Genomic DNA, 25,632 nt, shown 5'->3' on the forward strand with positions numbered 1-25,632 from the left:
TCTCTCCTAAAAGTTGCGAGGCTTATTGACATCAATACTGCGGGCAGGCCCCAGATCCAGGCGCTTCCGGCCAGGGGTGAGGGTAATCCAGTAGGCATAGCGATCGCGAGTGACGCCGTAGGAGTAGACCAGGCAGTTCTGGGTAGGACAGTAGAAGGAGTAAACTCCCTTTTCACCGGTCTTAATGGTTTGATAGCCGGTTTTACCCGTTAAGCGCGGCAGAATTTTTTGGTCGAGCTGCGTAAACAGCGCCCAGGCTTCCACCGGATTTTCCACACTGGAACGGGCTAGGGTCATTTCTTGCTGGGCCTGCTTTAGCTCTGCCTCAATCGACTCTTGTAGCTCAATGCAGTCATTATTCTTTGGCATGCAAGGAATGTAATGAATTACATTATCCTCAAAGTGAGCATCCCCGTCGGGAAAGGTCTCATACTGGTATCCGGCCACCTTTCCCGCGGCTTGGGCGGGTGCCAAGCTGCCCAGCAAGCTCAGTAAACAGAGGCCAAAATACAGGCTAAATTTCACGGATCTCACCTCCAGGCTTAACAATCTCTAGGTCCATCAATCTCTAGGTCCATCAATCGAAGTTGATCTCCGGGGGGTCAGGCAAGCTCATTTTCAAGCTCATTGTAGAATAACAGTGGATGCGCCCATTGCGCGATCAAGAGAAGGCAGCAGCCTGGGGATCGAATCAGCGATGATGGCTAGAGACCCACCCAGGTTTATCCAGCTTTTTTTATCCAGCTCTTTTTTAATGTTTGCCTTGTGTTAGCAGCAGTTCTCTACGGCCAAGAAGATCTCCGCTTAGAGCAGGTCAACGACCCCCAGCCCCAGCCCGGAGAAGTTGTGATTGAAGTAGAGGTGGCCACCACCTGCGGCACGGACTTAAAGGTCTGGCGACGGGGTGGCCATGCAAAAATGCTGCGTCCCCCGACGCTGTTTGGTCATGAAGCCGCTGGCCGCATTGTGGCTCTGGGATCCGAGGTCACGGGTTGGAAGATGGGCGATCGCGTAGTCGCCAACAACTCTGCTCCCTGTATGGACTGCTTCTTCTGCCAGCGGCGGGAATATTCACTCTGTCAAAATTTAATCTTCAATAACGGGACCTTCGCGCAGTATCAGAAGATTCCAGCTCAAATTGTGCGGCACAATCTGCTGCCTATCCCCGAGGGCCTGCCCCCAGCCATCGCTGCTCTCACAGAACCCTTTGCCTGTGTTCTCCATGGGGTCCTGCGGTCTGGGCTAAAAGAAAAGCAGGAGAGCGGACTCTCTCCCCACGTTGTGGTGATTGGGGATGGTGCCATTGGGCTCATGTTTGTCGCGGCGATGGCGCTTCAGCAGACCCAAGTGACCCTATTTGGTGGATCGGAGTCACGCCTGGAGCTAGGGCGGCGATTTGGGGCGCAGCAGACCTATAGCCACCGCCACATCGACAGCATCCCGGCGCGGGTGCAAGATTTAACCCAGGGCATGGGCGCCGATATTGTGATTGAAGCCACCGGCATCCCGGCGGTTTGGGAAACCGCCATCGCCTGTGGCCGCCCAGGAGCCGTCATTAATCTGTTCGGCGGCTGTCCCAAGGACACCGCCATTTCAGTCAATACTGAGCGGCTGCACTACAGCGAGCTAACCTTGAAAGGCGTGTTTCACAACACGCCTGCCATTGTCCGTCAGTCCCTGGCTACCCTGGCAAAGCGAGAACTGCCCTACGAACTGCTGATCAATGACCAGCGACCTCTCACAGAATTGGAGCCCGTGTTTCAGGGGATGAAAGCCAGGCAGATCCTCAAGGCCGCGATCGCGCCTTGAGGATCTGCAATTCCGGATCTGTAATTAGAGAGGACTAGGCAACCGGGCCCATTTCCAAGACCGCATGACGCAGAAGGGTAATCTGCTCATTGAAGTCCAGAGTCACTATCTGATTCAAGACGGTCGCAGCCCCGGTGGGCAGCGTATATTGCTCGGGAACGGGCACAACGGAACCGGTCCGCATCCCCTCGGCTAGCTGATACCAGAACACCAGCTTATTGTCCTTTGTAAAAGATCCATATCGACCGGTTAAGGGGGTATCCATCCGGTTAACTAGATCGCGCATGAACTGCAGCTGCTGGTCGTGATCCATTTTTTCAATCTCTCCAAGCAGTTGCTGAGTCATTTGTTCATCAGCCGCTCCAGGCGCAGCCGGGGTCACGGCACTGCCCATATTTGTATAGACCATCCACAGCAACCCTAGCTTTTCATCGGCGTTCAAGGACCGATAGCCGGTCAGTGTCTCTTCTACCGCGTTAGCAAGATTCGCCTGGGTAATATCAGAACCAGATACCATAAAAATTCGGAACTCCTTATTCGTATCGACAGGCGTCAAGACCCTAGGCCATCAACGCCATTACCGACAACTTAACAATTCTCAATCTTCTGGCTGGCCCTCAAAGGGTAGAGCTCTAGAAATCCAGAAGGTATAGATTTATTCCTGGCCCGCCTCTGGGTATCCTACGCATGGATTGGTAGGATTTGCGACAGAATCGCTATCCCTTCAGGGTGACGATGGCGATCAAACCGCTCTGTCCATACATTAATGCGGGAGTATATCCTGAACGGTCATGGATTGTTACGGACTGCTCTCGCCTTTTGTTTTTGGCGGATTAAAAAACAAAGCACTGTACAATTTCAGCACTGAAAGTCGTTGCATTGGGAATCTTGGTCCCAAAATCGGGCCATGGGAGGTTGGTTATTTCTGTATGGCTATAAGACCCTACTTTTTTGATCCCGACGCCTCCGGTTTCTCCCCTCGCTCGCTCTTCCATACGTTCAGATTAGGGATTCCGGCGCTCATCTTGCTCTTGAGCTGCTTACTGTGGAGCCATCTGAACTGGCTGAAGTTAGATACCTTTTGGGGCGATCCGTCCCACTGTCTGTTTGTAATCTACCGGGTGGCCATGGGAGATCAGCCCTACAGCGAGGTGATGTGGCCCTATCCCCCGCTGGGACTCTGGGTCATGCAGTGGGCCTTTCAAAGTCTGGGGGCAACCTACTGGAGCGCGCAGATTACTTTCATTGCCTTAAGTACAGCCTTGGTGTTCCTGGTTTGGGCGATCGCTCGTACCCTGATGCCAGAAGCCCTGGCCCTCTCTACGGCCATCGCCTTTGGCCTGGTCGGTGCAAGCTATAAAGGGGGACCGGCCCTGTTTTCCCTGAACGTCTACACCCCCGCCATCTTGACCGGCACCCTGGGCGTTTTACTCGCCGTCTGGGGATCCATTGTCTATCTCCGCACATCCCCAGCTTCAATCCCTGCGGTCCTCCTACTCACGGGAGGCGCCATCATCGCGCTTTTGAGCAAGGCCGAATGTGGATTTGGCAGTTTGGTCTGTATCGGGTATGTCATGGCCTATGAGGCGATCGCCCCTTTCCGCAAACCGGGTTGGTTCAGACCGGCCATGCTGCCCCTGTTTGTCCTGGGACCGGTGATCCTAGTGTATCTCTGGGTAGGCAAACAGGTGGGTTGGGGCCCCCTTCAGGCAGGACTGAGCGGCTACAACATTTCCCACGATGCCTGTCCTTGGTGGCCCACAGGCATTGGACTGGTGGCCATCGCTGCCTCGGCTGGCAGCGTCTGGGGAATAGCCGCGGTGCTATCCCTCTGCAAATACCGCTTACTCAGGCAACTCCACGGGAAGCGCTACCAGTATTTTCTAGGGGGTGGGCTGCTTAGTGTATGGCTGTGGGGGCTCTACCTGTTCCTCTGGAAAGAAGACATTCTCCAGGCCACGAATCTCAGTCATGCTGGTCCCCTGGGATTGGTCAAGTATGCCCTGTCCTCCACCTCGGTTTTTCTCTCCCTGCAGTGGTTCATGCTTGGGGTACTCGGTCTTTGTCTGGGGCAATGGATTCGTGGTCATCGCCGCGCCCCTGCTCCCTTAATTCCCTTTGCCTCTATCCTGGGGCTTCTGGTGGTCGTGGCCATGGCTCAATCCCTGCGCAGTCTGTTTGGTCATCTGATCAGCCCGTTCCCGATGGTGGCCTATGCCTCCTATCCGCTGCTGTTTATTGTCTTAAGCTTTGCTCTGTGGCGATACCTAGCGTGGATCTGCCTGAGCGCAGTCGAGCCGGACCGTCAACGGCGCCGGGCTGCTCAGTTTGCGCTTCTGGTGACCTCTCTCGGTTTATTGGCCTATGGGGGGCTGCGCTTGGCCGACCGGGCCATGGACCTGGGGCATCCCTTTGCCCTTCAGACCCAGGCTGGAACCGTCAGACTGGCTAACCAGGCTTCCCTGGACCTCTACGAGTTCGTCCAGCGCAATATCGGGCCGGAGGATCAGCTGTCAGACCTCTCCTACGGTGGCGGTATCAACTTTGCCCTGCATCGCTCTAGCCCACTGTTTTCAACGATGTTTAGCTGGTTTTCGCCCTCTGCCGATATTCTTAACCTGGATCTTCAAAAAATTCAGACCCATCCCCCCAAGCTTGTCATTCTAGGCGAGAACACAGGGGCCTACGGCCTCAAGATCCGCTGCGCCCTCCCCCACATTGTGTGGATCCCTAGTCAGTCTCGGGTCAACCAGTCCTTTCCGGCCCTGACCTATATTCAAACCCACTATCAGCCCATCTACACCACTGGCGATCGCACAGTCTATCAACGCCTATCCCCATCCCCATCCTAAGCACCGGGGGCTGCCCTAGTGGGGATTGCCAGGGCAGAGCCTCCCCTGAGACTGAATTAGCCGAGCCGTCATTAGCCGAGCCGTCGTTGACCGTTTCTTGACCTTTCTATTCCATGATGCGGGTCAGGTCCTAGTCACCCTAGGATGTCATCTGATTCAATCGTGGACAGTGAGATCATGAGTTTATCTACGCTCTCGGAAACCGATGGTTCTCCTCCTTCCCTGGCGGCGAGCCTGAGAAAATTTGACGCAAACCAGAAAATTCACCACAGCCCTCACTCCTTATGGCTGGTTCACAGCGGCATTGTCAAAACCCTGTGTATTCAACCCGAAGGCTATGTGACCACACTGGGCTATTGGGGCACGGGTGACCTGATTGGCGGCCCCATTCACGAACCGGCAGACTGCGAAATGATCTGCGTGACGCCCGTGTCTGCGGAATGTATCTCCCTGCATGTTGATTCAAGCATTCTCTCCGCGCTGATGGCCCAAATTGCCACTACGAACGCTCTCTTGGCGATTCAAGGAATTAAGCAAGTCAATCAGCGCCTGCAGCAAGGGCTACTCTGGCTGGCTCATAAGTTTGGTCAAGACACCCGATCAGGCTGTTTGATTGCTTGCCCCCTCACCCAAGATGCCTTAGCGGAGTTAATTGGCACCACTCGGGTCACCATCACCCGCCTTCTCAAAGAGTTAACGCAGTTGGGCTACATTCAGCGCAGCAAAAAAATGTATACCCTCACCCCCAACGCCCTCCATACCCAAGATTGGTTTGGGTATGAAGGGGATTCTCGCTAAGGTCGTCCGGCCGGATGACCGCTAGGCCGGATGACCGTGAGGCCGGATAACCGTTAGGCTTTGCCTGGTTGCCCCAGGGAGGCTTCTACCTGCGCAACGTTCAGATGGGTTTTGAGCACAGAATCGGGGTTCAAGCTGATGGAATCAATGCCCTCCTCCACTAAGAACTTGGCAAACTCAGGATAGTCGCTGGGAGCTTGGCCACAGATGCCGATTTTGCGTCCCTTACGCTTGGCCACCTGGATTACCTGTTGAACCATCGCCTTTACCGCTGGATGTCGCTCATCAAAGATATGGGCCACCAATGCCGAATCTCGGTCCAGGCCTAGCGTCAGCTGGGTCAGATCGTTTGAGCCAATGGAAAATCCATCAAAGATTTCGCTAAAGGCCTCTGCCAGAATGACATTACTCGGCACCTCGCACATGACGTACACCTGTAGTCCATCCACACCCCGCCTGAGGCCATAGCGCTCCATCTCTGCCAACACCTGGCGGCCTTCCTCCGGGGTCCGGCAAAAGGGAATCATGGGAATCACGTTGGTCAGTCCCATCTCTTCTCGCACCTGCTTGAGAGCAATGCATTCTAGGGCAAAGGCCGCTCGAAACTTTTCGTCATAGTAGCGGGAGGCCCCTCGCCAACCTAACATTGGGTTTTCTTCTTGGGGTTCAAAGGCCTGTCCCCCTAGCAGGTTGGCATATTCATTGCTCTTAAAGTCTGACATTCTCACCACCACCGGCTTGGGATAAAAGGCGGCGGCAAGACTGCCCACACCCTGCGCGAGGCGGTGAACAAAATAATCCGGCTTGTGGGAGTAGAGATAGGTGAGATCAGCGATCGCCCTGTGCACCAGCTTATCGTCCAGGGTGTCAAATTGCAGCAGTGCCAGAGGATGCACCTTGATCTGATTGGCAATGATAAATTCTAACCGCGCTAGGCCCACACCATCGCAGGGAATTGCGGCCAATCGAAAGGCTTCATCGGGATTGCCAATATTCATTAAAATTTTGGTGTGGGTTGGGGGCAGGGTATCGAGGGCGGTTTCCTCTTTCTCAAATGGAACCTGTCCAGGATAGACTCGTCCCTCTTCTCCTTCCGCACAAGATACCGTTAGCCAGTCGCCGGATTTCACGCGCTCGGTGGCATCTCCACAGCCAACAATGGCCGGAATCCCCAACTCACGCGCAATGATTGCCGCATGGCAGGTTCGTCCTCCCTGATTGGTAATGATGGCGCTGGCCTTTTTCATAATGGGTTCCCAATCTGGATCCGTGCGCTCGGTAATTAAGACTTCTCCGGGCTCAAACTCCAGAATGCGACTAACATCGGCAATGACTCGGGCTTGCCCCTGACCAATCAGCTCTCCCACCGCTCGACCGGTAATCACAGGCGATAGCTGGGTTCCGGGGGGAAGATTCAGGCGGTAGGTGCACAGAACGTTGCCTGCTTTCTGAGACTGCACGGTTTCCGGCCTGGCCTGAACAATAAAGAGTTCCCCCGTTTGACCGTCCTTGGCCCATTCAATATCCATGGGCGTTTGCACACCGCGCACCTGAGAATAGTGATCCTCAATCTGACAGGCCCACTCGGCTAAGGCCAGCACCTCCTCTGGATCAATGGAAAACTGACGGCGATCTTCTTCTAGAACGGAGACATTTTTGGTCAGTTTGGTGCCCCCCAAGTCGTACACCATCTTTATTTCCTTGCTGCCCAAGCGCTGCTTCAGAATAGGGCGATAGCCTTCCCGCAGCGTCGGCTTAAACACCAGGAATTCATCGGGGTTTACAGCACCCTGCACCACATTCTCTCCCAACCCATAGGCTGAGGTAATCAGCACGGTATCTTTGAAACCGCTTTCGGTATCGATGGAAAACATAACGCCCGAGGAGGCCAGGTCAGAGCGCACCATTTTTTGCACCCCCACGGAGAGGGCCACCTCAAAGTGGTCAAAGCCCTTGAGGGTCCGATAAGAAATGGCCCGATCCGTAAAGATGGATGCGAAGCACTTATGACAGGACTCCAGAAGATTTTTGACCCCGCGCACGTTTAAGTAGGTTTCCTGCTGACCTGCAAAGCTGGCATCAGGCAGATCCTCCGCCGTGGCGCTAGATCGCACCGCAACGTCTAATTCGGAGGCCTCCAATGCGTACAGGCTGCTCAGCCAGCGGTAAGCTTGCACGATTGCGGTTTCCAGCTCGGGGGGAAAGGGCGTACTCAAAATCAGCGATCGCGCCTGCTGGCCTCGCCGCCGCAAATTTTCCACCTGATCCACATCTAGATCGGCAAAGATGGCCTGCAGCTGCTGCTTGATCCCGGCCTGTTCGATGAAATATCGATAGGCATAGGCGGTGGTGGCAAAACCATTGGGAACTCGAATGCCCTGGGGCACCAGTTGCTGGATCATTTCCCCCAGGGAGGCATTTTTTCCCCCCACCTGGGGAATATCCACAATCCCCACTTCATCGAAACGCTTTATCCAGGGGGATAGGATCGGCGCAGCGCTGGCGGACTGAGAAAGGGTCATAACAGCTAGTCTCCTGACGGTACGGTTAGGCTTTCAAAACATTCACGGTCCACCAATGCTAATGGGAGTCCCGTATATTTCTGCATCGGTGAGGATAGTCCCCTCAATGATGGCACCTTGCGCTTCGGTAAAATACATTGTGGCACTTGTAAAGTTCGTGCCCACGAGATTTGCCTGATTCAGGCTGGCGTTGGTTAAAAACGCCCCCGTCAAATCGGCACCCGCAAGGTTGGCCCCCGTCAAATCAGCGCCCTCCAAGTTGGCATCAAACAGGTTGGCGCCGCGCAGATCAGCCCCGCGCAAATCAGCCCCAATCAGGTGCGCCTGGCTCAGATCTGCCTGTCTGAGATCGCAATTCATACAGGCTCGTGTTTCCAGGAGCTGGGCAAGATGGTTTGGATTGACGGCTTGGGCGGGGAGAGCATAGGCCACCAGCACCCCAAGGGTCATCGGAATCAGATAACGGAGTTTCATACAGACCTCCTCTCGCCCTTGGGGGGATGTCACAAACTCACTGGACTAGACCCCACGCCAGGCAATCCTTAAAATAGCAGAGACAGGGATTCTCAGGCCTGATCTGCTGCACCTCTATTGTCGCAAATGCACATAGGAAGGGGCCCGTTCACCTTGACAGTTCGGGAAGAATCACAGGCCGCAGTTGGGGTCTAACTTGGCATCCCAACTGCGACCCGAGAATTTGGCCTGTGGATTACTGCGGATTCCTAAGGGAGCCCAACTCTCTCAGCCCCCCGGCAACCGATCGCGTCTCCCAAGACCACCCCCTTGTTTGCCCAGCGGACGGGGGGGAATAAGGTTCATGCCCTTTGTCGCTTTCCGCCTCTGGCATCCACTGCTGTGGCCAAGTCTAACAGCCTCTATTTCCATGGTTTTGGCCGCACAGTTCAGGAGTCAAGGAACCTCAAGGCTGATCCAGGGGTTGGTCTATTGGAATCAGACGAGCAATCCACATATCCGGTCGGTCGGAATAGTGATCAATGTCCAGCACCTGGTAGCAGGTTGACCCTGCTGCGTCTTGGATTTCAATATAATCCTGGGATCTGACGCCCCAGCGCTGAGCCGTCATATAGAATTCTCCTTCCGCTGTACTGGCCTGATCAATTTCAAAATCAGTTCCGGTATCGCTGGCCCAAAACCGGTGAGTTTTACGCCGCTGACGAAATCCTCTAAGCAACACCACAAATGGATTAGACATTGTGCTAAAGCGGGGAACCACACCAGGCTGCCAGGTTTCTAAGGACGGCATCATGCGAATAGGGCTCAAAGGAAGCTGGATACACCGTCACAGTAGAATAATCCTTCCCAGGGTGCTTCCGCAATCTTACTGAACTTTGAGGGGAGGCGATCGCCATTTTGCGCGAGTTTTTGGGCCGTGAACTCCGCAATTTTACGGAGAACGGCCTTGTCTAGATCCCCGCCAGCTTCGCCTTCACGAGATCTTGAACTATTTTACCCTCTGCCCTGCCCTTGAGCTTTTGCCTCGCGGGTCCCATCACCTTCCCCATCTCCTGAGGACCAGCCGCGCCCCCGGCGCTAATGATTTCCTGGTTCACACCAAAGATTTCCTGCTTCAGTGCCAGTTGACCAGAGTTCATGACTGAACTCCCCGTCACCCCGACTCCCCAGGCCTTTTCTATTCCCCGTTGCCCACGGAAATCACTTGATCCTGGGGAACTCGGCCTTTGCTGCGGTTAACGGCTTGCGCTGCCGCGCATCATTCGGGAAGGGGGCATCCGCTGGCCAGATGAACGCGCTTGCCGAATTCAACAAGCATTGACCGGAGACTTGCGAGAACCGAGCCAGTCTTTGCGTTCCCGCAGGGCAAAATTCTAGACATTGCGACACACATCTAAAATGTGCTCAATCTCTGAAACCTGCTCAGCAGTTGGCTCTAGCTTAAATTCCCAGGTCATGTTTAGCCTAAAACCATGAGAACCTAAGAAATGCTTGGCCGTTTCTTAGGATTATCGGATGTCGGTTTCCTTTTCCAGAATCACTTTTTTAATGCTGCGTATCGTCTCCAGCGGAGATTTGCTCCTTTAGACTCATGGAAATTGCTCCACCGTGATTACGACGCGAATTTTTTTATAATAAAGCCTGACCTATTATTGGATAAACTTTGCTGTGACTCAGACGCCGCTTTCACCCCAGTCCGCCCCTGACAGCCTGGGCCGTTTTGGTCAGTTTGGGGGAAAGTATGTGCCCGAAACCCTGATGCCAGCTCTGGCAGAGCTTGAGTCTGCCCTGGCCCAATATCGCCACGACCCAGAGTTCCAGGCTGAGCTATCTGACCTGCTGCGGGACTATGTCGGGCGTCCTAGCCCCCTATACTTTGCCCAGCGGCTCACGGCCCACTACGCCAAGGCAGATGGCAGTGGCCCCCAGATTTATCTCAAGCGAGAGGATCTCAACCACACGGGGGCGCACAAGATCAACAACGCGATCGCCCAGGCCCTTCTGGCCAAGCGCATGGGGAAGCAGCGCATCATCGCTGAAACCGGGGCCGGGCAGCATGGAGTGGCCACCGCAACAGTCTGCGCTCGCTTTGGGCTGGACTGCGTGATTTATATGGGCATTCACGATATGGCACGGCAGGCCCTCAACGTGTTTCGGATGCGGCTGATGGGGGCCGAAGTCCGCCCGGTGGAGGCGGGGACCGGCACCCTCAAGGACGCCACCTCCGAAGCAATCCGCGACTGGGTCACCCATGTGGAAACAACCCACTACATTTTGGGGTCTGTGGCGGGGCCGCACCCCTATCCGATGATGGTGCGGGACTTTCACGCGCTGATTGGCCAGGAAACCCGGCAGCAGTGTCTGGAAAAATGGGGCGGCTTGCCGGATATTTTATTGGCCTGTGTGGGGGGCGGATCCAATGCCATGGGGCTTTTTTATGAATTTGTGAAGGATCCCTCGGTGCGCCTGATTGGCGTCGAAGCCGCCGGGGAGGGCGTCCAAACCGGTCGTCATGCAGCCACCTTGACCCATGGGCAGGTGGGGGTGCTGCACGGGGCCATGAGCTATCTGCTGCAAGACCCTGAAGGCCAGGTCCAAGAGGCCCACTCCATTAGCGCTGGCCTTGACTATCCGGGCGTTGGCCCGGAGCACAGCTACCTGAAGGACTCCGGTCGGGCAGAATACTACAGCGTCACTGACCAGGAAGCGGTGGATGCGTTCCAGCGCTTATCTCGGCTGGAGGGAATTATCCCGGCCCTGGAAACCAGCCATGCGATCGCCTATTTGGAAACCCTCTGCCCCCAGCTTGTGGGGCGCCCCAAAATTGTGCTCAACTGCTCCGGACGCGGAGACAAGGACGTGCAAACGGTGGCGAAATACTTAGAGGATCAGGCCGACACCTTCGCCTAGAGCTAATCCGCCCGGTGGGGAGGCCCTAAACCCAGGGGGCCCCTCTTTCCCCCGACCGGAAAACCGCCGTCGATTCAGGAACTAGCCCCATGTCTCAGCAGCAGGTTGCTCTCGCTAAAGCTCGAACCGACCTCGCTAACCAGCGTACTCTCTTGGCCTACTGCCGTACGGCGCTATCGTTTTTTATTTCCGCAGCTGCTCTGGCCAAGGTTTATGCCGGGCTATTTACCTTCATTCTGTGTGGGGCCTTAGGTCTCACAGGCGTGATCTTTGTGGTTGCGGGGATTCGGGTCTACCGAACCTATGAACCCCTGGGGCATTAATCATCGGCAAGGCGATCGCGGCGCTGGGGTCGGTCAAAGGGCTGATACCGATCCGTTAGCAAGGCCTCTAGGGCAGCCAGCCGATCCAAGAGGGCCTGCTGCTGCTGCTGAATCACACGCTGATTGGCCTCCAGAGTCTCGAAGCGATCTCCCATCAAGGACTTGATTTTCTTGAGCTTACGCAACATTTTTCCCATTCCGTTTCCTCAAAGGTAGAACTGGTTTGCCGTGGAATCTTTCGTCCTGAAGCTTGATCGCTTGGGATCCGCCTCTAACCCCATCATAAAACCTAGCCTTGTGGGTCATTGCTCCTGCTCGCGTTCCCAAGCCGAAGCGGCTCGCCCCGCCGGAACCAGGCATCGTCGTCCAATTCCCCCAGAAACGCTATATTATCGCATTGGTCCCCATTCAGCGTCTGTGAGTTTATGGCATCTTCGGTCTGTGTGAAAGTTCCTGCGACAACAGCCAATATCGGTCCGGGGTTTGACTGTCTGGGGGCTGCTTTAACCTTACAGAACCAGTTCGACTTCACCGGGGTGGAGAACCAGGCAGCAAAGCCAACCGTTACCATTCAGGTGCAGGGGCCAGAAGCAGATCAGGTGTCCACCGGGCCTGACAACTTAGTCTATACCGCCTTTTTAAAGGTTTTCGAGCATCTAGGGCAGCCGCCTCCTAGTGTTCACATCAGGGTGACTTTGGGGGTCCCGCTATCGCGAGGCTTGGGCAGTTCGGCCACGGCTATTGTTGGCGGACTGTGCGGCGCCAATGCCCTGGCGGGCTATCCGCTCACCCGGCAAGAGCTGCTGACCCTGGCGATTGCCATTGAAGGCCATCCAGATAATGTGGCGCCTGCGCTCTTGGGATCTTGTCAACTAGCCGTCCAGAGAGACACGGGTGGCCACACTCTGTTAGAGATTCCCTGGGCCGAGAACATTGTGCCGGTTGTGGCGATTCCGAACTTTGAGCTATCCACGGAAGCCGCGCGCTCTGTCCTACCGACCTCCTGTTCCTACCCAGACGCCATTTTCAATGCCTCCCACCTGGCTCTCCTCGTCCAAGCTCTGAGGTCTGGTCAAGTCGAAGAACTTCAATCAGCCCTGGCGGATCGGCTGCACCAACCCTATCGGAGATCCCTCATTGCCCACTATGAAGTCGTGCGGAACGCTGCGCTGCATGCCGGAGCCTACGGACTGGTCATCAGTGGTGCTGGTCCCACCGTCTTAGCACTCTGTTCCCCGGCAACAGCAGATCGGGTGTCCATGGCAATGAAGCAAAGCTGGTCAGAGGCCCAGATCGAAGCCATTGCCCAGGTGCTCGCCATTGACATCGAAGGCACCTCTATTGCTGAAACTGATTATTAGTTCCATGCTCTCCTGGGTTCCCTGATCTCCCCCAATTTTTTCCTCATCGGTGCCGGAATAAAGGAAGCGCAGTCTCTAAGATGTCCGGAACGGTGGGGCAGTGGGTGAACTCACTGAGCTTTAAGCTCACGCTGCACAGGCGGGCTATCTCAAGATCCTGATCCACTGAAGCTTTCGCCATCTCCAGGGCAGAGAGCGTGACGCTGGTTTCCTTGGCAATTTGTTCAAGCCTATTTGCATCCAGTGCCTTAAGCTGATGAATCAGGCGAATTCCATGCTGCCGCAAATCCACCACGCCGTCGCCAAAGCAGCAGCAAAGCTTAGCCTGAAGAATCCAATCCACGATCTGACGGGCACTGTAAGGCGTTCTCAGGATGAGCGGAATAAAGTCACTGGTGGCTAGGTCATAGCAGTTTTCAATCCCTAGCTCATCGAGTCGGAGGATGTCATTGCTCGATAGTCCTTCGATCATTTCCAGGGGTGCTTCGCGGGCTGCAGCATGGTGCGGCGATGAAATAAAGGGAATTTTATTGGTGATCCAATACAGTCCCCGCTGGGGAAACATCCCAATCAAAAATCCTAAGGTTGGCCAGATATTAAAGGGAATACTGCTGCCGCCTTCGCCACCGAGGAGCACCTCCGTGGCATTATACGCAATGAATGCAATGAGAGAGGCAAAGATAATCCGAAACCCCAGATTGAAGTAGACAATGGGAAAGATATCGTTCTGACCATAGCGGTAAAAAATAAAGCGCAACCCCCAAATATAGGCGCCCAGCGCTGCCATGCCAGCCACAATGCGCGACCCATCTGCGGGAAACTGGCTTGGCGAGGCCGTTTCAAATTTCAGCACCGATCCAAGGCCAAATTGCTCCCCCAGCAGCAGCAGCGATAGCCCCAAGGCTGCAATGAGCATGGCATAGATCACCGCGATCGCCAGCTGTCCAAAATCCTCAAACTCTCGCCGATACAGAAGAAGTTTGGGCTGATGACCGTTGGCCGACCCCGCCTTGCCTTCTTCAAACCCAAACATCGTCTTGTAGTGGATATCCACATCCAGCAGACTTAAAATTCGCTCAACCTCTAACTTTTGATGACGACGCTGGAAGAAAAAGTAGGTCACCGCCGTCAGCGGTAAAATCAACACCAAAACTCCAATAACTGTAACTGCGGTGATCTGTTCCAGGGTATTCAATATCATGAGCTTTCTTCACAATCCAAGGTGCTTGCAGGATGTGTAGCGCCAGCAAGGGCAAAAGCAAAGCGCTGGCACTGGGTTAATCCTAGGACTGAGAGGCAGAAAGAGGGCGAATCTTTATTGACTTTCAAGCTTCTTGCCCCAAACAAAGCCCTAACGTAAAGAAGAATTAAATTCTGACAAAGAATATTTGGGTCTTCTAGCTTTGGGGCTAGAGGGAACTTGTCTAAATCACCTCAATGCATTGCCTTGAGGAGGTGACAACCGGAATCCCTCAAGGCTATGGAGTATCAGTCCCTGGAACCGCGAAATAAAATACATTCCCCGCGCAGTCATGCTGGGCGTTGTGAATGCTCTGGCCATTTTAATCTTCATGGCTCAGTTTCCCCCTTTGATCAACGTCTCCTGTGATCAACGTCTTCTGGGTCGTTGATTCCTTGGTCGGGTTAGCCCTGGGGATCATTTACCTCTCCTGCCCACCCAGGTCATTCCCTCACCCCTGGTGGCCATTGTGGCTGGCATGGCAGGCTGCGCCATGATTGGACATGTCGACACTCCTGGAAACATGGACGAATTGACATCCTCTCCCTCTGACCTTTCAGGGACAGAGAGAGATTCCCGGGGTCGCCCCAAAGATGTCCTGCTTCAGTGCCAGTTGACTAGAGTTCATGACTGAACTCCCCGTCATCCCGACTCCTCAGGCCTTTTCTATTCCCCGTTGCCCACGGAAATCACTTGAGCCTGGGGAACTCGGCCTTTGCTGCGGTTAACGACTTGCACTGCCGCGCATCACTCGGGAAGGGGGCATCCGCTGGCCAGATGAACGCTTGCCGAATTGAACAAGCATTGACCGGAGACTTGCGAGAATCGAGCCAGTCTTTGCGCTCCCGCCGGGCAAAGCTCCAGACGTTGCAGCACACATCCAAAATGTGCTCGATCTCTGAAACCTGCTCAGCAGTTGGCTCTAGCTTAAATTCCCAGGTCATGTTTAGCATAGAACCAGCTCCGCACGTCCTGCGGCCTACACTACCCCCTCACCGCTTCGCGGGATAGGCGAATCACTGCGGCGGATCTTGGTAGCGGTTAGACCTCCTGATTCTCCAAGTTTTCAGAAAAGGGCGCCTGGAAACTTTGCGTAGGCCAGAGAATGGCTCTCAGCAAGATTTGAGGGTGAACAGACGCGGTCGCAACCTTTTCGGAGGGCTGACGCTTCAAAACCGCGTAGTATGCGCAGGAAATCCAGCAGTACATCAAACAGCCCGTTGCAATCAAGAGGGAACCCATACCGTATCTCCGGTGAAATCACTAAATGTCTAGACCATCAAAGGCGACGCACCCTAACCTTTGACTTCGAGCCTAGAAAGCGGCAACCCATTCCTCACATTGAACCAGTGTTCCCTCATCGCATTTTTTTCGATCAGGAAAATACAGTTTTAACCTGCGACTCCAGGGGAAAGACTGGAATCTTAAGAAATCTTAGGACGAATTTAAGGGACGCACTTAAGGAGGGATCAGTTCCTCCGCTGGATCCGCGTGATGAGCGGGGATCGCACAGCTTGGTGGCAACTTGACTGGCGAAGCTTGATGAGTCGCGAATGTTAGTAGCGAATTTGCAGCGTCACCGCAGCCCGCACAGTTTGTTCGCCAGCAATGACCGGGGTGGTTGGACGGTCTGCGGCTTCGGAGATGGCCATGCGAGCCACTGGAAGCGGCGGCGGTGGCGGGGTGGCCGCACCGTTGATCTGAATGCCAATAATCTCTTGCTCAGAAAAGCCCAGGGTGGATAAGACGGCCTGGGCCTGGGCGCGAGCATCCTGGGTGGCTCTCTGCAGGGCTTGCTTTTGCGCGCTACTGATGGCGCTATCGGCGGCAGTGAAGGAAATGCTGTCAATCCGAGTCGCTCCGGCATTCACTGCGCGATCGAGCACAGTTCCCGCGCGGTCTGCAGTAATGCGAAAAGTGACGCTGTTGCTTGCCTGGTAGCCAATCAGGGTTTGTCTGCCGTCGTCGTATCGATATTGAGGACTGAGATTAATGCCTGTAGTCTGAAGCCTCTGCACGTTCTGTGACCTGAGATAGCTCACCACCGCATCGGCCTGTCGGGCCACTTGCTGCTGAGCTTCGTTGGCGGTCTTCGCTGTAGCCTCCACCGCCAGATTCACATCGGCTTCGGTTGCCGCGATCCTCTCCTGCCCCTCACCCGTCACCGATAAAATTCGGCTCATCACAGTTTGAGCGATCGCAGCCGGTCCCGTCCCCCAAGACAGGACGGCCAAGAGGATTGAAATGCCGCCCAGCTTCAAAGCTTGCGGGTGGAAAGTCCAGCGTAGGGAAGAACCAGGACGCTGACGATGTTGATGGGGGATTAGGGTTGCCATACCGACCTCGAAGAATGGATGACTGAAGGACCTTAGACTCCCAATCTAGATTAAAAGTTCAGATTCATAAATCCAGATTCACAGGGCTAAGCTAAAGACGCGCGAATCGAATTCCACAACGTTAATTGCCCGTCTTAGCCTCTACGCTATCCTATCGAGCCGTCTTTTGAACGCAAGGTCTCAACTTAAAGGCGGCAGCGGTCACACAGAGCCTCAATGTAGAAAGTGTCGGGTGCCCGTCAGGGCCATGATCACGCCAAGTTCATTGGCAGCCACGATAGATTCTTGATCCCGGATGCTTCCTCCCGGCTGGACGATGGCGACAATTCCAGCGGCGGCGGCGGTGCGCACCGAATCATCAAAGGGGAAAAACCCATCGCTGGCCAGCACAGCGCCCTGGGCGCGATCGCCTGCCTGTTCAAGGGCAATTTTAGCAGCGCCAACCCGGTTCATCTGTCCCGCCCCAACCCCCAGGGTGGCGCGATCGCGGGTGACCACGATGGCATTGGATTTCACATGCTTGACCACTCGCCAGGCAAAGGACATCTCCGCAAGCATGGCCGGATCGGGCCTGCGGTCAGTCACAATATCCCAATCGGAGGGCGGGGTCAGCCAATGATCCGCATCCTGCACCAGCCAACCTCCGGCAATCGCCTTTGCGGTGATCGGCTGTCCCGTGACCAAGTCTGGCAAAATGAGGACGCGCAAGTTGGATTTTTTCTGCAGAATCTCGGCAGCGTCGGGATCACAGGCAGGAGCCACGATGCACTCTAAGAAGGTTTGGGTCATCGTCTGCGCTGTCAGGGCATCAATCGGACGATTGAGAGCCACAATGCCGCCGAAGGCAGACACTGAGTCGGCAGCAAAGGCATTGCGATAGGCCATGGCAATGGTATCCGCTTGGGCCATGCCGCAGGGATTGTTGTGCTTCAAAATTGCCGCGGTGGGGGATTCTTCATCACTGCAAAATTCGGCAATAATACGCCGTGCCGCCTCCAAATCCACCAGGTTGTTGTAGCTCAACTCCTTTCCCTGCAACTGCTCCGCCGCGCTCCAGCCAGTCCTGGGAGCACTCTGATACCACATCGCGCGCTGGTGGGGATTTTCGCCGTAGCGCAGGGTTTGCTGAGCCTGTCCCGCAATCATAAGATGCTCCGGTAGATTGGCCGCGTCTGTTGAGGTTGCCTCGGACTGTCGCAGATAGGCCGCGATCGCTTGATCATAGGCGGCGGTTCGTTCAAACACTCTCATGGCACAGCGTTTCCGAAACGCCAGGGAGACCTGCCCCTGATGCTGATCCAGTTCAGTCAGATAAGCCTCGTACTGGTGGGAGGTACACAGCACCGTCACATGCGCGAAGTTTTTAGCCGCAGATCGCAGCATTGTGGGTCCCCCAATATCAATTTGCTCAACGGCCTCGATGAGGGCTTGATCGGAGCTGGTGTCTCCCTTTTCCTGCTGACGCTGAACGGTTTGCTCAAAGGGATAGAGGTTAACCACGACCAGATCAATGGGCTGGATGTGCTGACTCGCCAAATCTGCTTGATCCGCAGCCAGATTCCGTCGAGCCAGAAGACCACCGTGGATTTTAGGATGCAGTGTTTTGACTCGCCCCCCCAAAATTTCAGGGGCTCCGGTGTAGTCAGAGACCTTTGTGACCGGAATATTCGCGGCTTGGAGCGTCGCGGCTGTTCCACCACTGCTGATAATCTCAAACCCATATTTCTCAACCAGGGTTTGGGCAAAGGGAACCAGACCTGTTTTATCCGAAGTACTCAGCAGTGCCAATCGGGTCATGTAATTTCTGAATCCTTGATATCGCTCAACAAACTAGGAGGAGCATTCCAACAGCCTAGTTATACTGGTTAAATCTTGTCAGAAAATGGGGCTCGTGTGATCGAAATCATCGTAGTCACCCAGGATTCTCACTAGAGTAAGAACAGGTTAGGGTTGAGGTGAGAGTGCCCCGTAGCAATGCACCCTACCTGCCATTCCCACACTCGATTCTGGATCTCCATACCCTTCATCAAGTTCTGAAATCATGAAATTTCGACCCTTTGTTCCCAGCCTTTTAACCGCGGTTCTTGCCAGTGCGGCGGCCATGACTGCTGTTTCTGGCTCGGCCTTCGCCAATCCAACGGGTGCAAAGTTTCTCTGCAAAAACTACGGTGGGGTGCCCACCACCATGGCGCGCACCTCGCGGGGAGAAGCCAGGGTAATTGCATGGCGCACCAGGGAGTTTGGCGAAGACTATCCGCCGCAAGTTCGCTGCGATATCGTTTCTAAGCGGTTTCAGGAATTCTACGAAAAAGGCACGTTGAACTTCCTGACCACTGGGATTATTAATCGTCAGCCCGTGGTTTGCGTCGCCCAGCATAAGGGAGGAGCCTGTAGCGACCTGCTGTTCACCTTGAGACCCGGCAGCAATCCCGGCTTAACCCTGCAGCGACTGTTAGATGTACGCGTTAGAGCATCGGGGCCGCTCAATGAGTCCGCATCCCGGACCTACATTGATATGGAGGAATTTCTGGCCACTGCGCCCATTATCGGCAATTCCACCCCAGTGGAAACGACTCCAGCGACTCCCGACCCCGCGGCTGCACCCGATCCCGCCACCCCGCCAAAGGCGTCTCCAGATTCATCCACGGTGCCTGTCCCCGGAGAACTCTGGTAACCCCTGGCAATTGGCCATGGAAGACTTTATTCCAGATCGGCAGCCGCAGTCCCCGGATCTTCCACTGCCCAAGGGTGCTCTGACGCTAGAACCAGAATCCCTGCCCAGAAAATCTCACTGGCGGTTTTGGGTTGGGATTCTGGCCTTGGTGATGCTGCCCAGTTCTGGTGCCATCGCCCAACCCTTTCCCCAGGAGGTTCACTCCCGTGCGCAGGCTGTGTCCCCAGTCCTGATCCGGCAGGCCCAGGCAATTTCCGTCAAGGTCATCACGGATGAGCAGGTGGGATCGGGAATTTTGGTGAGGTGCCGGGAGGCCACCTACGAGGTGTTAACCAACGCCCATGTGGTGCGAGGGAGTCGATCCATCACGCTCCAGACTCTAGACGGACGACTCCATGGAGCGCGATTAAATCCGCAAATTAACTTTGGTCAGAAAGATCTGGCTCTGCTGTCGTTCCAAGCTCCGCAGATTTACTATCCCGTGGCTAAATTTGCCCAGGGCCTCCATTTACCCGTCGGAACCCCTGTATTTGCCGCAGGCTTCCCTGCGGACTACAGCGCTGCTTCTGCTCATCACCCCTTTTTCTTCTCTGAAGGCCGGGTCTCTGCCATTATGCCTCAGTCCCTGACCGGGGGATATCAGCTTGGCTACACTAACCTTATTCTTAAGGGCATGAGCGGAGGGCCGCTGCTGAATCAGCGTGGAGAAGTGGTCGCAATTCATGGGATTCACGCGGAGCCGCTTTGGGGGGATCCCTACGAATATGAGGATGGCTCTGCTCCCGCCACTGCTATGAGGCCGCTGTTGTCAAACTCTAGCTGGGCTATTCCCACAGAAACTATTTTGAGATATTGGTCGCCAGATCCCCACCGGTTGCCCAAACCTGCTGCAGCCTATTCTCCTGCCAGACCCGCGGTTAAGACCCCATCATCAGGACTTTAGCTGCGATCGCCAGGTTTGGATCCAGGCGATGGCACTCACTGCACCCAACCCCCACAGCACGAGGCTCAGGGTCCACCAGCCCGAAAGCTGCAGTTGAAGTCCCGATCCTAAAAAGCAGGCACTGAGAATGAGGTAGCTCAATCCCGCCCGACGGTAGGCCAACAGGAGCAGGGGTTCTTCCACCTCATCCAGACGCAGGCGCAAGATGAGATCATCCTCCTCAACGCGATCGAGTAGACCATGAAGGCGCCCAGGCAGGTCTAGGGCAGTTTGGGTGGCGGTCAGCATTCGCTGGGTCCATTGGGCAGACCAGGCCTCCTGTCCACCCGGCATCAGCTCCTCTGCCAGTGGTTCAGCCGCTGCCATTAAGTTAAATTCAGGGTCCAGCATTTTCCCCAAGGCCTCTAGGGCCACCAGCGATCGCAGAACAAAGGTGAACGAAGCCGGGAAGCGGAAGGGCTGATCCTGGCTTAACTCGTAGAGATCGTCATTGATCGCCGCCATGGAAATCTCTGGGTGGGTGTCCAGTGACTGGGCAAGATAATGCTCAAGCATGTACTGAACCGAGCGACGCACTGGACCTAACTCCACCTGGGTGGATAATGCCCCCAGATCCACCATGGATTGAACGATAAGGCTGGCGTCTTGCTGCACGATTCCGGCAAAGGTCGTCATCAGCTTTTCGGTGGTGCCAGAGGGAAGCTGTCCCATCATGCCGAAGTCATAGAAAATCAGGGTGCCTTCCGGAGTTACGGCTAGATTGCCGGGGTGGGGATCGGCATGAAAGAATCCGTCGCGCAACACCTGGCGTAGGTAGCACTGCGCCCCCAAACGCGCAATTTCGCGGCGATCCAAGCCTGCTGCCTCCAGGGCTGGAAAGTTGCTGATTTTGATCCCGGGCAGATATTCCATCGTCAGTACGGCAGGAGAACAATAGCGCCAGAGAATCTTAGGAACCCGCACCGTCGCATCCTGGGCAAACTTTCGGCGAAAAGTATCGGCGTTGCGCCCCTCGTTGCAATAATCAATCTCCAACAACAGCGTTCGCCGGCATTCGGCGTGGATGCTGATCCAATCACGCTGGTCTCCTCCCAGGGGCGTATGGGTCTGAACAAAGCGAGCCACCCGCTCCAAAATCCCCAGGTCAATGGCAAAGAGCTGGGCTAAGCCAGGGCGCTGCACCTTAACCACCACCTCTTCCCCAGACTTTAAGCGGGCTAGGTGAACTTGACCCAGGCTAGCTGAGGCAATGGGCACAGGCTCAAAGCCGGGAAATAACTCCATCACCGGCGTCCCAAACTCACGCTCAATAATCTGATGCACCAGATCCAGGCTAAAGGCCGGCACTTGATCCTGGAGCTTTGCCAGCTCCTCCAGGTACTCAACCGGCACTAAATCGGCCCGAGTTGAAAAAAATTGTCCGACTTTGATAAAGGTGGGTCCCAGGGAAAGCAGGGCCTTGCGGAGCCATGCGGCCCGATGTTTTCGGCGTTCGCGACGTTGCAGATCCGTGGGAGCGCTAAACTGTCCATAGCTCCAGGCGGCTCGATCCACCATCAGCGATCCCAGGAACTGGACAACCACCCGACCAATATCGACGAAACGCTCGAATTCGGTATATTGGGCTTTGGCCCAGCGATAAGACTCTACGGAATCTTCCCCCTGGTTCTTTAACATTACTTAATAATTAGGCTATAGTGTATCCCATGAACAGAGACGCCAGAAGGATATGATGTCCGCCGTGTTAGGTAGCTTACCATTTCCAGGGCAAGGTGGAGATCGCGTTGTCAGCAAAGTTGTCAGCGGGGCGATCGCAGCCTTGTTCAAGCGTACAGAGCAGTTAGATGCAACGGTGCGAGCTGAGCCTGTTGCCAAACTGCTTCAGGGCAGCGTTGATGGGTTCGATTTTGTGGGCAAGGGTCTGCAGATGTACAACGGCCTGCGAATTGCCTGTATGGAATTCTATGTAGACGCTGTTGCCATTGACTTTAGCGCCATTTTGTCGGGGCAGGTTAAGCTCAGACAGCCCACGAAAGCCAGTATGCGGGTTGTTTTATCCCAGGAAGACTTGACCACTTCCTTTAACACGCCCTTTGTGGTGGAAAAACTAGAGCGGCTGCAATACCAGGGACAGCCGCTGATCTTCCGCAACACTCAAATGAGCGTCAATGAGGATCGCTCCGTCACGTTGACCTCCCAGGTTACTCACGGTGAGGAAGATCCGATGAATCTGGATATGACCGCTGAAGTCGATGTAATTGATCGCCGCAAGATACAGTTTATTAATGTTAAGCATAACGGGGACGAATCTGCCGTGGCGTTGGGAACCAGCTTGATGGATCACGTTAATTCCATGCTGGATTTAGAGCGCTTTGCCCTGGATGGCATGCAGCTCTGGGTGGATCGTATCCGGGTTCAGACTCAACAGATTATTTTGTATGGCACGGCCCAGGTCAATCAGTTTCCCTCCCGTCGCTCTTAGCTAGATTCCCTGGGAAGTCAAGGGGGATTCACCCGTTGGCAGCATCTCCAGGCTGGGCGGTCGGTCCTCCAGGGGTTGGGACCCATGCCCCGTGATTGTTCGGGGTCCGTGGCCTGGCGATCGCCAGGGTTCCTATGCTAGCTTCGATAGCCGGTGCGACGAAGTCAGGAGCGTAGCGGTTTAGGTTCTGTAAGCCTAGCTGGCGCATTCCTTGCTGCAAATTGCCGGGATGTGTACCACAATCCTGGCCCAGTCCATCTCTGCGAATAACCTCTCCGTTATTCTCCTTCTCAGGATTAGCTCAGGGGTAGAGCAGCCGGGTTTACTCGGCGGTCGTGGGTTCGACTCCCACATTCTGAACCAGAACGGTAGCTCAGTAGGTAGAGCAACAGACTCATAATCTGTTTGGTCACAGGTTCGACTCCTGTCCGTTTCCCCGCCCTGGGTATGGGCACCTCGTTTGTGACGAGTCTGACAGCGGGAGCAATCCCGCCGGGGGCACCCCCACCCTCTTTTCGCTTTGCCCTGGAAGATACGAGCGGTGTTTTTCCTGCGGGAGAAGGGCCGCAGCAGTGACTAGGCCAGCGCAATCGCTATTGATGATCGGCTTGAGTCTATCTCTTCGCGCAGGACGGTCAGGCAAGGGTCTACGGATCGGAGTCTGGGCGCTCTGGGGAACAGTAGATCTGCGTTAAAGGGCTGGTCCAACCTGTGGAAAAGACGGGTCAATCCTCTGGGTGAGACGGGTCTGATCGATAGGAAGGGCGGGTTCCACGGCGCTTAATCCAGTTGGTCACGGGCGATCGCCTAGGGCGATCGCTGAGTGAATTCGAAGGGCAGTGAGGTTTGGAAGCAGCGTGGGTGATGTTGGGGCGATCGCTCCATCAATACAATTACAAGAATCTAGAGGCGATCGCACTCCCTTTCCTCCCTTGTTGAGAACATGGGTATAAATCATGGTTGTTTTTACATCTTTATGACCCATGAGTTCCTGAACCGTCCGAATGTCATACCCATTTTCCAGTAAATGGGTTGCGAAACTATGGCGAAAGGTATGGCAACTGCCATGTTTGACAATTCCAGCCTGATGAATTGCTTGTTTGACAGCTCTTTGCAGCGTTTGTTCATGGATATGGTGCCGTTTGACTCGATGAGACATCGGATCGAGCGATCGTTTCTTGGATGGAAATACGTATTGCCACCCCCAGGTGCGGCCTAAATTAGGATATTTTTGAGCGAGGGCATAGGGAAGGGATGCCTCTCCATAACCTTGATTGAGATCAAACTGGAAAAGCTGCTTGGCAAATTGAAGTTGAAGTTGAAGGCCATCAATTAAGGAATGGGGAAGAATCGTCAGGCGATCTTTGTAACCTTTGCCATCCCTGACCGTAATTTGTAAATAATCAAAATCCAGATCTTTGACGCGCAGATGTAAGCATTCATTGAGACGCAGACCCGAACCATAGAGCAAACTTGCCATTATGTAAAATATGCCCTCTAAATTCGCCAAAATTCTTTGTACTTCTTCACGAGAAAACACAACGGGTAAGTGTTGGGCACGACGCGGTCTTTCGATCCCTTCAATGTAAGGCACCTCGATTTGTAAGACCTGCTGATAGAGGAACAAAAGGGCACTCAAGGCCACGTTTTGAGTGGATGGAGCAATATGCTTATGGACCGCTAAATAAGACAAATAATCTCGAATTTCTGAGACCCCCATTTCTCTTGGGTGGCGCATGTGGTGAAATCGGATGAAGTCACGGATGTAATAGAGATAGGATTTTTCCGTCTTAAGACTGAAATGTTTTAGCCTAGCCGTGATTTTTATCTGTTCAATTAATTTTGGCGCATGAGAATCAAGTGAGGAGGCTGGCATGACTCAGAACATGTAAAGAAATGAAACACTCTATTTCAGGAAACGGGGATCCTCAGTACCAATAATAGTACACATATACCATATTTAAGTTGGTATAACACCCCTCCATTGGGATGTTAAATTTCAGAAATATTTCTAACATCCTGATTAAAGGGTGTTAAACTTAACAGCCACGCTTAACATGACTTTTAGGGGAGTTAGACGTCATGATGATGTCTAAATCATAGTTAGGCTGCTGAATCCCTGGTGGGGCAGTAGTCGATAGTTACCTATGAGTACAAGAGAGGTTCTTGTCCATTTAATAAAGTTTCGAGTCTTTTTATTTTCTAGAGTTAAGATCTGAGGCAGCTTACAGAAGTCTGAACCCTATGAGAATTTCTGCACTTGAGATCAAAAACTACCGGAATTTAGACGGAGTAAAAATAAAATTCCATCCGACAATGAACTTCATTATCGGAGAAAATAATTTAGGCAAATCAAATTTACTTGACTTATTGAATATTCTATTTAATAGAAACAACTTTGCTGAATCAGATTTTCTAAATCCTGACGAGCAGATTTGTATCACTTTTTCATTAGGACTATCAGAAATTGAGCAGGGCTTCTTTGACGATTTATTTGATCCTACTGATAGAGAGAAGATTAATATAGTAGCTGTTCAAGAATCTCCTGATGACGTAATTAAGTTTCAGCACCAAGAATCAGGAACATTGATTTCTAATAGCATAGTAAGATGCGTTAATTATATAAACTATGACTCACTCAGAAATCCATCATCTGAACTAAGTTTTTCCAAGAATAGAGGTGTCGGTAAATTTCTCAATCACATCATAGTTAAATATCTAGAAGACGGTAGTTTACAAGACTTTGACTTTGTAATCATTGAGAAGATTGATGAATTTCTGATCGAAGTTAATCAATCTCTACAAAAGATTAAATCGTTTAAAGATTTTTCGTAGTTGGTCACAGCAAGAAGTACACCTTATTGGAAATAGGGCGTTTCCTTAAGTCGTACAGCAATTATGCGGAAGC

At 53.8% G+C, this 25,632-nt stretch carries 22 protein-coding genes, 2 tRNA genes and 2 pseudogenes; 12 read left to right on the plus strand and 14 right to left on the minus strand.

Features of this window, described 5'->3' with window-relative positions; all coding sequences use genetic code 11:
- Positions 1–6: 6 nt before the first annotated feature.
- Positions 7–525 carry a hypothetical protein gene (locus QQ91_RS10365; protein ID WP_166282152.1) on the minus strand — a complete coding sequence of 173 codons (519 nt, stop codon included), beginning with the start codon at positions 523–525 and terminating at the stop codon, positions 7–9.
- A 240-nt stretch (positions 526–765) separates the two neighbouring features.
- On the opposite strand from QQ91_RS10365, the gene QQ91_RS10370 reads away from it, so the two are divergent.
- Entirely contained in the window at positions 766–1,809 is a 1,044-nt protein-coding gene (locus tag QQ91_RS10370) for a zinc-dependent alcohol dehydrogenase (protein ID WP_166282154.1), read from the plus strand.
- A 34-nt stretch (positions 1,810–1,843) separates the two neighbouring features.
- Here QQ91_RS10370 and QQ91_RS10375 read toward each other — a convergent pair whose 3' ends face one another.
- The gene (locus tag QQ91_RS10375; RefSeq protein ID WP_166282156.1) at positions 1,844–2,326 is read right to left on the minus strand and encodes an orange carotenoid protein N-terminal domain-containing protein; all 483 of its coding nucleotides are present in this window, start codon (positions 2,324–2,326) and stop codon (positions 1,844–1,846) included.
- 412 nt (positions 2,327–2,738) lie between these two features.
- On the opposite strand from QQ91_RS10375, the gene QQ91_RS10380 reads away from it, so the two are divergent.
- The gene (locus QQ91_RS10380; RefSeq protein ID WP_166282158.1) at positions 2,739–4,661 is read left to right on the plus strand and encodes a hypothetical protein; all 1,923 of its coding nucleotides are present in this window, start codon (positions 2,739–2,741) and stop codon (positions 4,659–4,661) included.
- A 177-nt stretch (positions 4,662–4,838) separates the two neighbouring features.
- Positions 4,839–5,459 carry a Crp/Fnr family transcriptional regulator gene (locus QQ91_RS10385; RefSeq protein WP_166282160.1) on the plus strand — a complete coding sequence of 207 codons (621 nt, stop codon included), beginning with the start codon at positions 4,839–4,841 and terminating at the stop codon, positions 5,457–5,459.
- 53 nt (positions 5,460–5,512) lie between these two features.
- On the opposite strand, the gene ppsA is transcribed toward QQ91_RS10385, so the two are convergent.
- From ppsA to QQ91_RS10410, 5 genes and pseudogenes are all read right to left on the minus strand, one after another.
- Positions 5,513–7,981, minus strand: coding sequence for a phosphoenolpyruvate synthase (ppsA, locus tag QQ91_RS10390; protein ID WP_166282163.1), 2,469 nt, complete (start codon positions 7,979–7,981; stop codon positions 5,513–5,515).
- Positions 7,982–8,023: 42 nt separating this feature from the next.
- Positions 8,024–8,455, minus strand: coding sequence for a pentapeptide repeat-containing protein (locus QQ91_RS10395; protein WP_166282165.1), 432 nt, complete (start codon positions 8,453–8,455; stop codon positions 8,024–8,026).
- Positions 8,456–8,900: 445 nt separating this feature from the next.
- Complete coding sequence (locus QQ91_RS10400; RefSeq protein ID WP_166282167.1) at positions 8,901–9,248, minus strand: hypothetical protein; 348 nt, start codon at positions 9,246–9,248, stop codon at positions 8,901–8,903.
- A 157-nt stretch (positions 9,249–9,405) separates the two neighbouring features.
- Entirely contained in the window at positions 9,406–9,594 is a 189-nt protein-coding gene (locus QQ91_RS10405) for a GatB/YqeY domain-containing protein (protein ID WP_166282169.1), read from the minus strand.
- Between the two features lie 64 nt (positions 9,595–9,658).
- A pseudogene (locus QQ91_RS10410) lies at positions 9,659–9,912 on the minus strand (helix-turn-helix domain-containing protein); the annotation flags it as partial.
- Between the two features lie 211 nt (positions 9,913–10,123).
- Here QQ91_RS10410 and trpB point away from each other — a divergent pair.
- Both trpB and QQ91_RS10420 read left to right on the plus strand, forming a co-directional pair.
- Positions 10,124–11,365 (plus strand): tryptophan synthase subunit beta, encoded by a 1,242-nt coding sequence (gene trpB / locus QQ91_RS10415; RefSeq protein ID WP_166282171.1) that lies wholly within the window; start codon positions 10,124–10,126, stop codon positions 11,363–11,365.
- Positions 11,366–11,454: 89 nt separating this feature from the next.
- Positions 11,455–11,688 carry a DUF202 domain-containing protein gene (locus QQ91_RS10420; protein WP_166282173.1) on the plus strand — a complete coding sequence of 78 codons (234 nt, stop codon included), beginning with the start codon at positions 11,455–11,457 and terminating at the stop codon, positions 11,686–11,688.
- Here QQ91_RS10420 and QQ91_RS10425 read toward each other — a convergent pair.
- Positions 11,685–11,885: a hypothetical protein gene (locus QQ91_RS10425; protein WP_166282175.1), complete on the minus strand. Its 201-nt coding sequence runs from the start codon at positions 11,883–11,885 to the stop codon at positions 11,685–11,687. The two genes, QQ91_RS10420 and QQ91_RS10425, sit on opposite strands and share 4 nt — an antisense overlap.
- Before the next feature lie 228 nt (positions 11,886–12,113).
- Here QQ91_RS10425 and thrB point away from each other — a divergent pair, with 228 nt between their 5' ends.
- Positions 12,114–13,049 (plus strand): homoserine kinase, encoded by a 936-nt coding sequence (gene thrB / locus QQ91_RS10430; RefSeq protein ID WP_166282177.1) that lies wholly within the window; start codon positions 12,114–12,116, stop codon positions 13,047–13,049.
- 43 nt (positions 13,050–13,092) lie between these two features.
- Here thrB and QQ91_RS10435 read toward each other — a convergent pair whose 3' ends face one another.
- The 4 genes and pseudogenes from QQ91_RS10435 to purH all read right to left on the minus strand — a co-directional run bounded on the left by QQ91_RS10435 (position 13,093) and on the right by purH (position 18,422).
- The gene (locus QQ91_RS10435; RefSeq protein WP_166282179.1) at positions 13,093–14,250 is read right to left on the minus strand and encodes a hypothetical protein; all 1,158 of its coding nucleotides are present in this window, start codon (positions 14,248–14,250) and stop codon (positions 13,093–13,095) included.
- Between the two features lie 731 nt (positions 14,251–14,981).
- A pseudogene (locus tag QQ91_RS10440) lies at positions 14,982–15,242 on the minus strand (helix-turn-helix domain-containing protein); the annotation flags it as partial.
- A 603-nt stretch (positions 15,243–15,845) separates the two neighbouring features.
- Complete coding sequence (locus QQ91_RS10445) at positions 15,846–16,625, minus strand: SIMPL domain-containing protein (protein WP_166282181.1); 780 nt, start codon at positions 16,623–16,625, stop codon at positions 15,846–15,848.
- A 213-nt stretch (positions 16,626–16,838) separates the two neighbouring features.
- Positions 16,839–18,422, minus strand: a complete 1,584-nt coding sequence (gene purH / locus QQ91_RS10450; protein ID WP_166282183.1) for a bifunctional phosphoribosylaminoimidazolecarboxamide formyltransferase/IMP cyclohydrolase — start codon at positions 18,420–18,422, stop codon at positions 16,839–16,841.
- Positions 18,423–18,666: 244 nt separating this feature from the next.
- Here purH and QQ91_RS10455 point away from each other — a divergent pair, with 244 nt between their 5' ends.
- Together QQ91_RS10455 and QQ91_RS10460 are read left to right on the plus strand one after the other, a co-directional pair.
- On the plus strand, positions 18,667–19,299 hold the full coding sequence (locus tag QQ91_RS10455; protein ID WP_236096160.1) for a COP23 domain-containing protein: 633 nt from the start codon (positions 18,667–18,669) through the stop codon (positions 19,297–19,299).
- A 16-nt stretch (positions 19,300–19,315) separates the two neighbouring features.
- Positions 19,316–20,242 carry a S1 family peptidase gene (locus QQ91_RS10460; RefSeq protein WP_166282185.1) on the plus strand — a complete coding sequence of 309 codons (927 nt, stop codon included), beginning with the start codon at positions 19,316–19,318 and terminating at the stop codon, positions 20,240–20,242.
- On the opposite strand, the gene QQ91_RS10465 is transcribed toward QQ91_RS10460, so the two are convergent.
- Entirely contained in the window at positions 20,231–21,919 is a 1,689-nt protein-coding gene (locus QQ91_RS10465) for an ABC1 kinase family protein (protein ID WP_166282187.1), read from the minus strand. The genes QQ91_RS10460 and QQ91_RS10465 overlap by 12 nt on opposite strands.
- A 52-nt stretch (positions 21,920–21,971) precedes the next feature.
- Here QQ91_RS10465 and QQ91_RS10470 point away from each other — a divergent pair, with 52 nt between their 5' ends.
- From QQ91_RS10470 to QQ91_RS10480, 3 genes are all read left to right on the plus strand, one after another.
- Entirely contained in the window at positions 21,972–22,724 is a 753-nt protein-coding gene (locus QQ91_RS10470; RefSeq protein ID WP_166282189.1) for an LmeA family phospholipid-binding protein, read from the plus strand.
- Between the two features lie 290 nt (positions 22,725–23,014).
- Positions 23,015–23,087, plus strand: a tRNA-OTHER gene (locus QQ91_RS10475).
- Positions 23,087–23,160, plus strand: a tRNA-Ile gene (locus tag QQ91_RS10480). The genes QQ91_RS10475 and QQ91_RS10480 overlap by 1 nt, the downstream gene beginning before the upstream one ends.
- 357 nt (positions 23,161–23,517) lie before the next feature.
- Here the strand turns inward: QQ91_RS10480 and QQ91_RS10485 are convergent.
- Entirely contained in the window at positions 23,518–24,600 is a 1,083-nt protein-coding gene (locus QQ91_RS10485; protein ID WP_166282191.1) for an integron integrase, read from the minus strand.
- Positions 24,601–24,968: 368 nt separating this feature from the next.
- Between QQ91_RS10485 and QQ91_RS10490 the strand changes: the two genes are divergently transcribed.
- Positions 24,969–25,559 carry an AAA family ATPase gene (locus tag QQ91_RS10490; protein ID WP_166282193.1) on the plus strand — a complete coding sequence of 197 codons (591 nt, stop codon included), beginning with the start codon at positions 24,969–24,971 and terminating at the stop codon, positions 25,557–25,559.
- Positions 25,560–25,632: the final 73 nt, after the last annotated feature.

The sequence above is a fragment of the Lyngbya confervoides BDU141951 genome (assembly GCF_000817775.3).
In the GTDB taxonomy this organism is placed as follows: domain Bacteria; phylum Cyanobacteriota; class Cyanobacteriia; order Thermosynechococcales; family Thermosynechococcaceae; genus Lyngbya; species Lyngbya confervoides.

What these genes read in the sequence shown, in the direction of transcription:
- QQ91_RS10395 (WP_166282165.1), bottom strand. Translation starts at nt 8,455, where the DNA reads ATGAAACTCCGTTATCTGATTCCGATGACCCTTGGGGTGCTGGTGGCC.
- QQ91_RS10405 (WP_166282169.1), bottom strand. Translation starts at nt 9,594, where the DNA reads ATGAACTCTGGTCAACTGGCACTGAAGCAGGAAATCTTTGGTGTGAAC.
- QQ91_RS10465 (WP_166282187.1), bottom strand. Translation starts at nt 21,919, where the DNA reads ATGTTAAAGAACCAGGGGGAAGATTCCGTAGAGTCTTATCGCTGGGCC.
- QQ91_RS10455 (WP_236096160.1), top strand. Translation starts at nt 18,667, where the DNA reads ATGAAATTTCGACCCTTTGTTCCCAGCCTTTTAACCGCGGTTCTTGCC.
- QQ91_RS10375 (WP_166282156.1), bottom strand. Translation starts at nt 2,326, where the DNA reads ATGGTATCTGGTTCTGATATTACCCAGGCGAATCTTGCTAACGCGGTA.
- QQ91_RS10400 (WP_166282167.1), bottom strand. Translation starts at nt 9,248, where the DNA reads ATGATGCCGTCCTTAGAAACCTGGCAGCCTGGTGTGGTTCCCCGCTTT.
- QQ91_RS10460 (WP_166282185.1), top strand. Translation starts at nt 19,316, where the DNA reads ATGGAAGACTTTATTCCAGATCGGCAGCCGCAGTCCCCGGATCTTCCA.
- ppsA (WP_166282163.1), bottom strand. Translation starts at nt 7,981, where the DNA reads ATGACCCTTTCTCAGTCCGCCAGCGCTGCGCCGATCCTATCCCCCTGG.
- thrB (WP_166282177.1), top strand. Translation starts at nt 12,114, where the DNA reads ATGGCATCTTCGGTCTGTGTGAAAGTTCCTGCGACAACAGCCAATATC.
- purH (WP_166282183.1), bottom strand. Translation starts at nt 18,422, where the DNA reads ATGACCCGATTGGCACTGCTGAGTACTTCGGATAAAACAGGTCTGGTT.
- QQ91_RS10470 (WP_166282189.1), top strand. Translation starts at nt 21,972, where the DNA reads ATGATGTCCGCCGTGTTAGGTAGCTTACCATTTCCAGGGCAAGGTGGA.
- QQ91_RS10425 (WP_166282175.1), bottom strand. Translation starts at nt 11,885, where the DNA reads ATGGGAAAAATGTTGCGTAAGCTCAAGAAAATCAAGTCCTTGATGGGA.
- QQ91_RS10385 (WP_166282160.1), top strand. Translation starts at nt 4,839, where the DNA reads ATGAGTTTATCTACGCTCTCGGAAACCGATGGTTCTCCTCCTTCCCTG.
- QQ91_RS10490 (WP_166282193.1), top strand. Translation starts at nt 24,969, where the DNA reads ATGAGAATTTCTGCACTTGAGATCAAAAACTACCGGAATTTAGACGGA.
- QQ91_RS10445 (WP_166282181.1), bottom strand. Translation starts at nt 16,625, where the DNA reads ATGGCAACCCTAATCCCCCATCAACATCGTCAGCGTCCTGGTTCTTCC.
- QQ91_RS10420 (WP_166282173.1), top strand. Translation starts at nt 11,455, where the DNA reads ATGTCTCAGCAGCAGGTTGCTCTCGCTAAAGCTCGAACCGACCTCGCT.
- QQ91_RS10380 (WP_166282158.1), top strand. Translation starts at nt 2,739, where the DNA reads ATGGCTATAAGACCCTACTTTTTTGATCCCGACGCCTCCGGTTTCTCC.
- QQ91_RS10485 (WP_166282191.1), bottom strand. Translation starts at nt 24,600, where the DNA reads ATGCCAGCCTCCTCACTTGATTCTCATGCGCCAAAATTAATTGAACAG.
- QQ91_RS10435 (WP_166282179.1), bottom strand. Translation starts at nt 14,250, where the DNA reads ATGATATTGAATACCCTGGAACAGATCACCGCAGTTACAGTTATTGGA.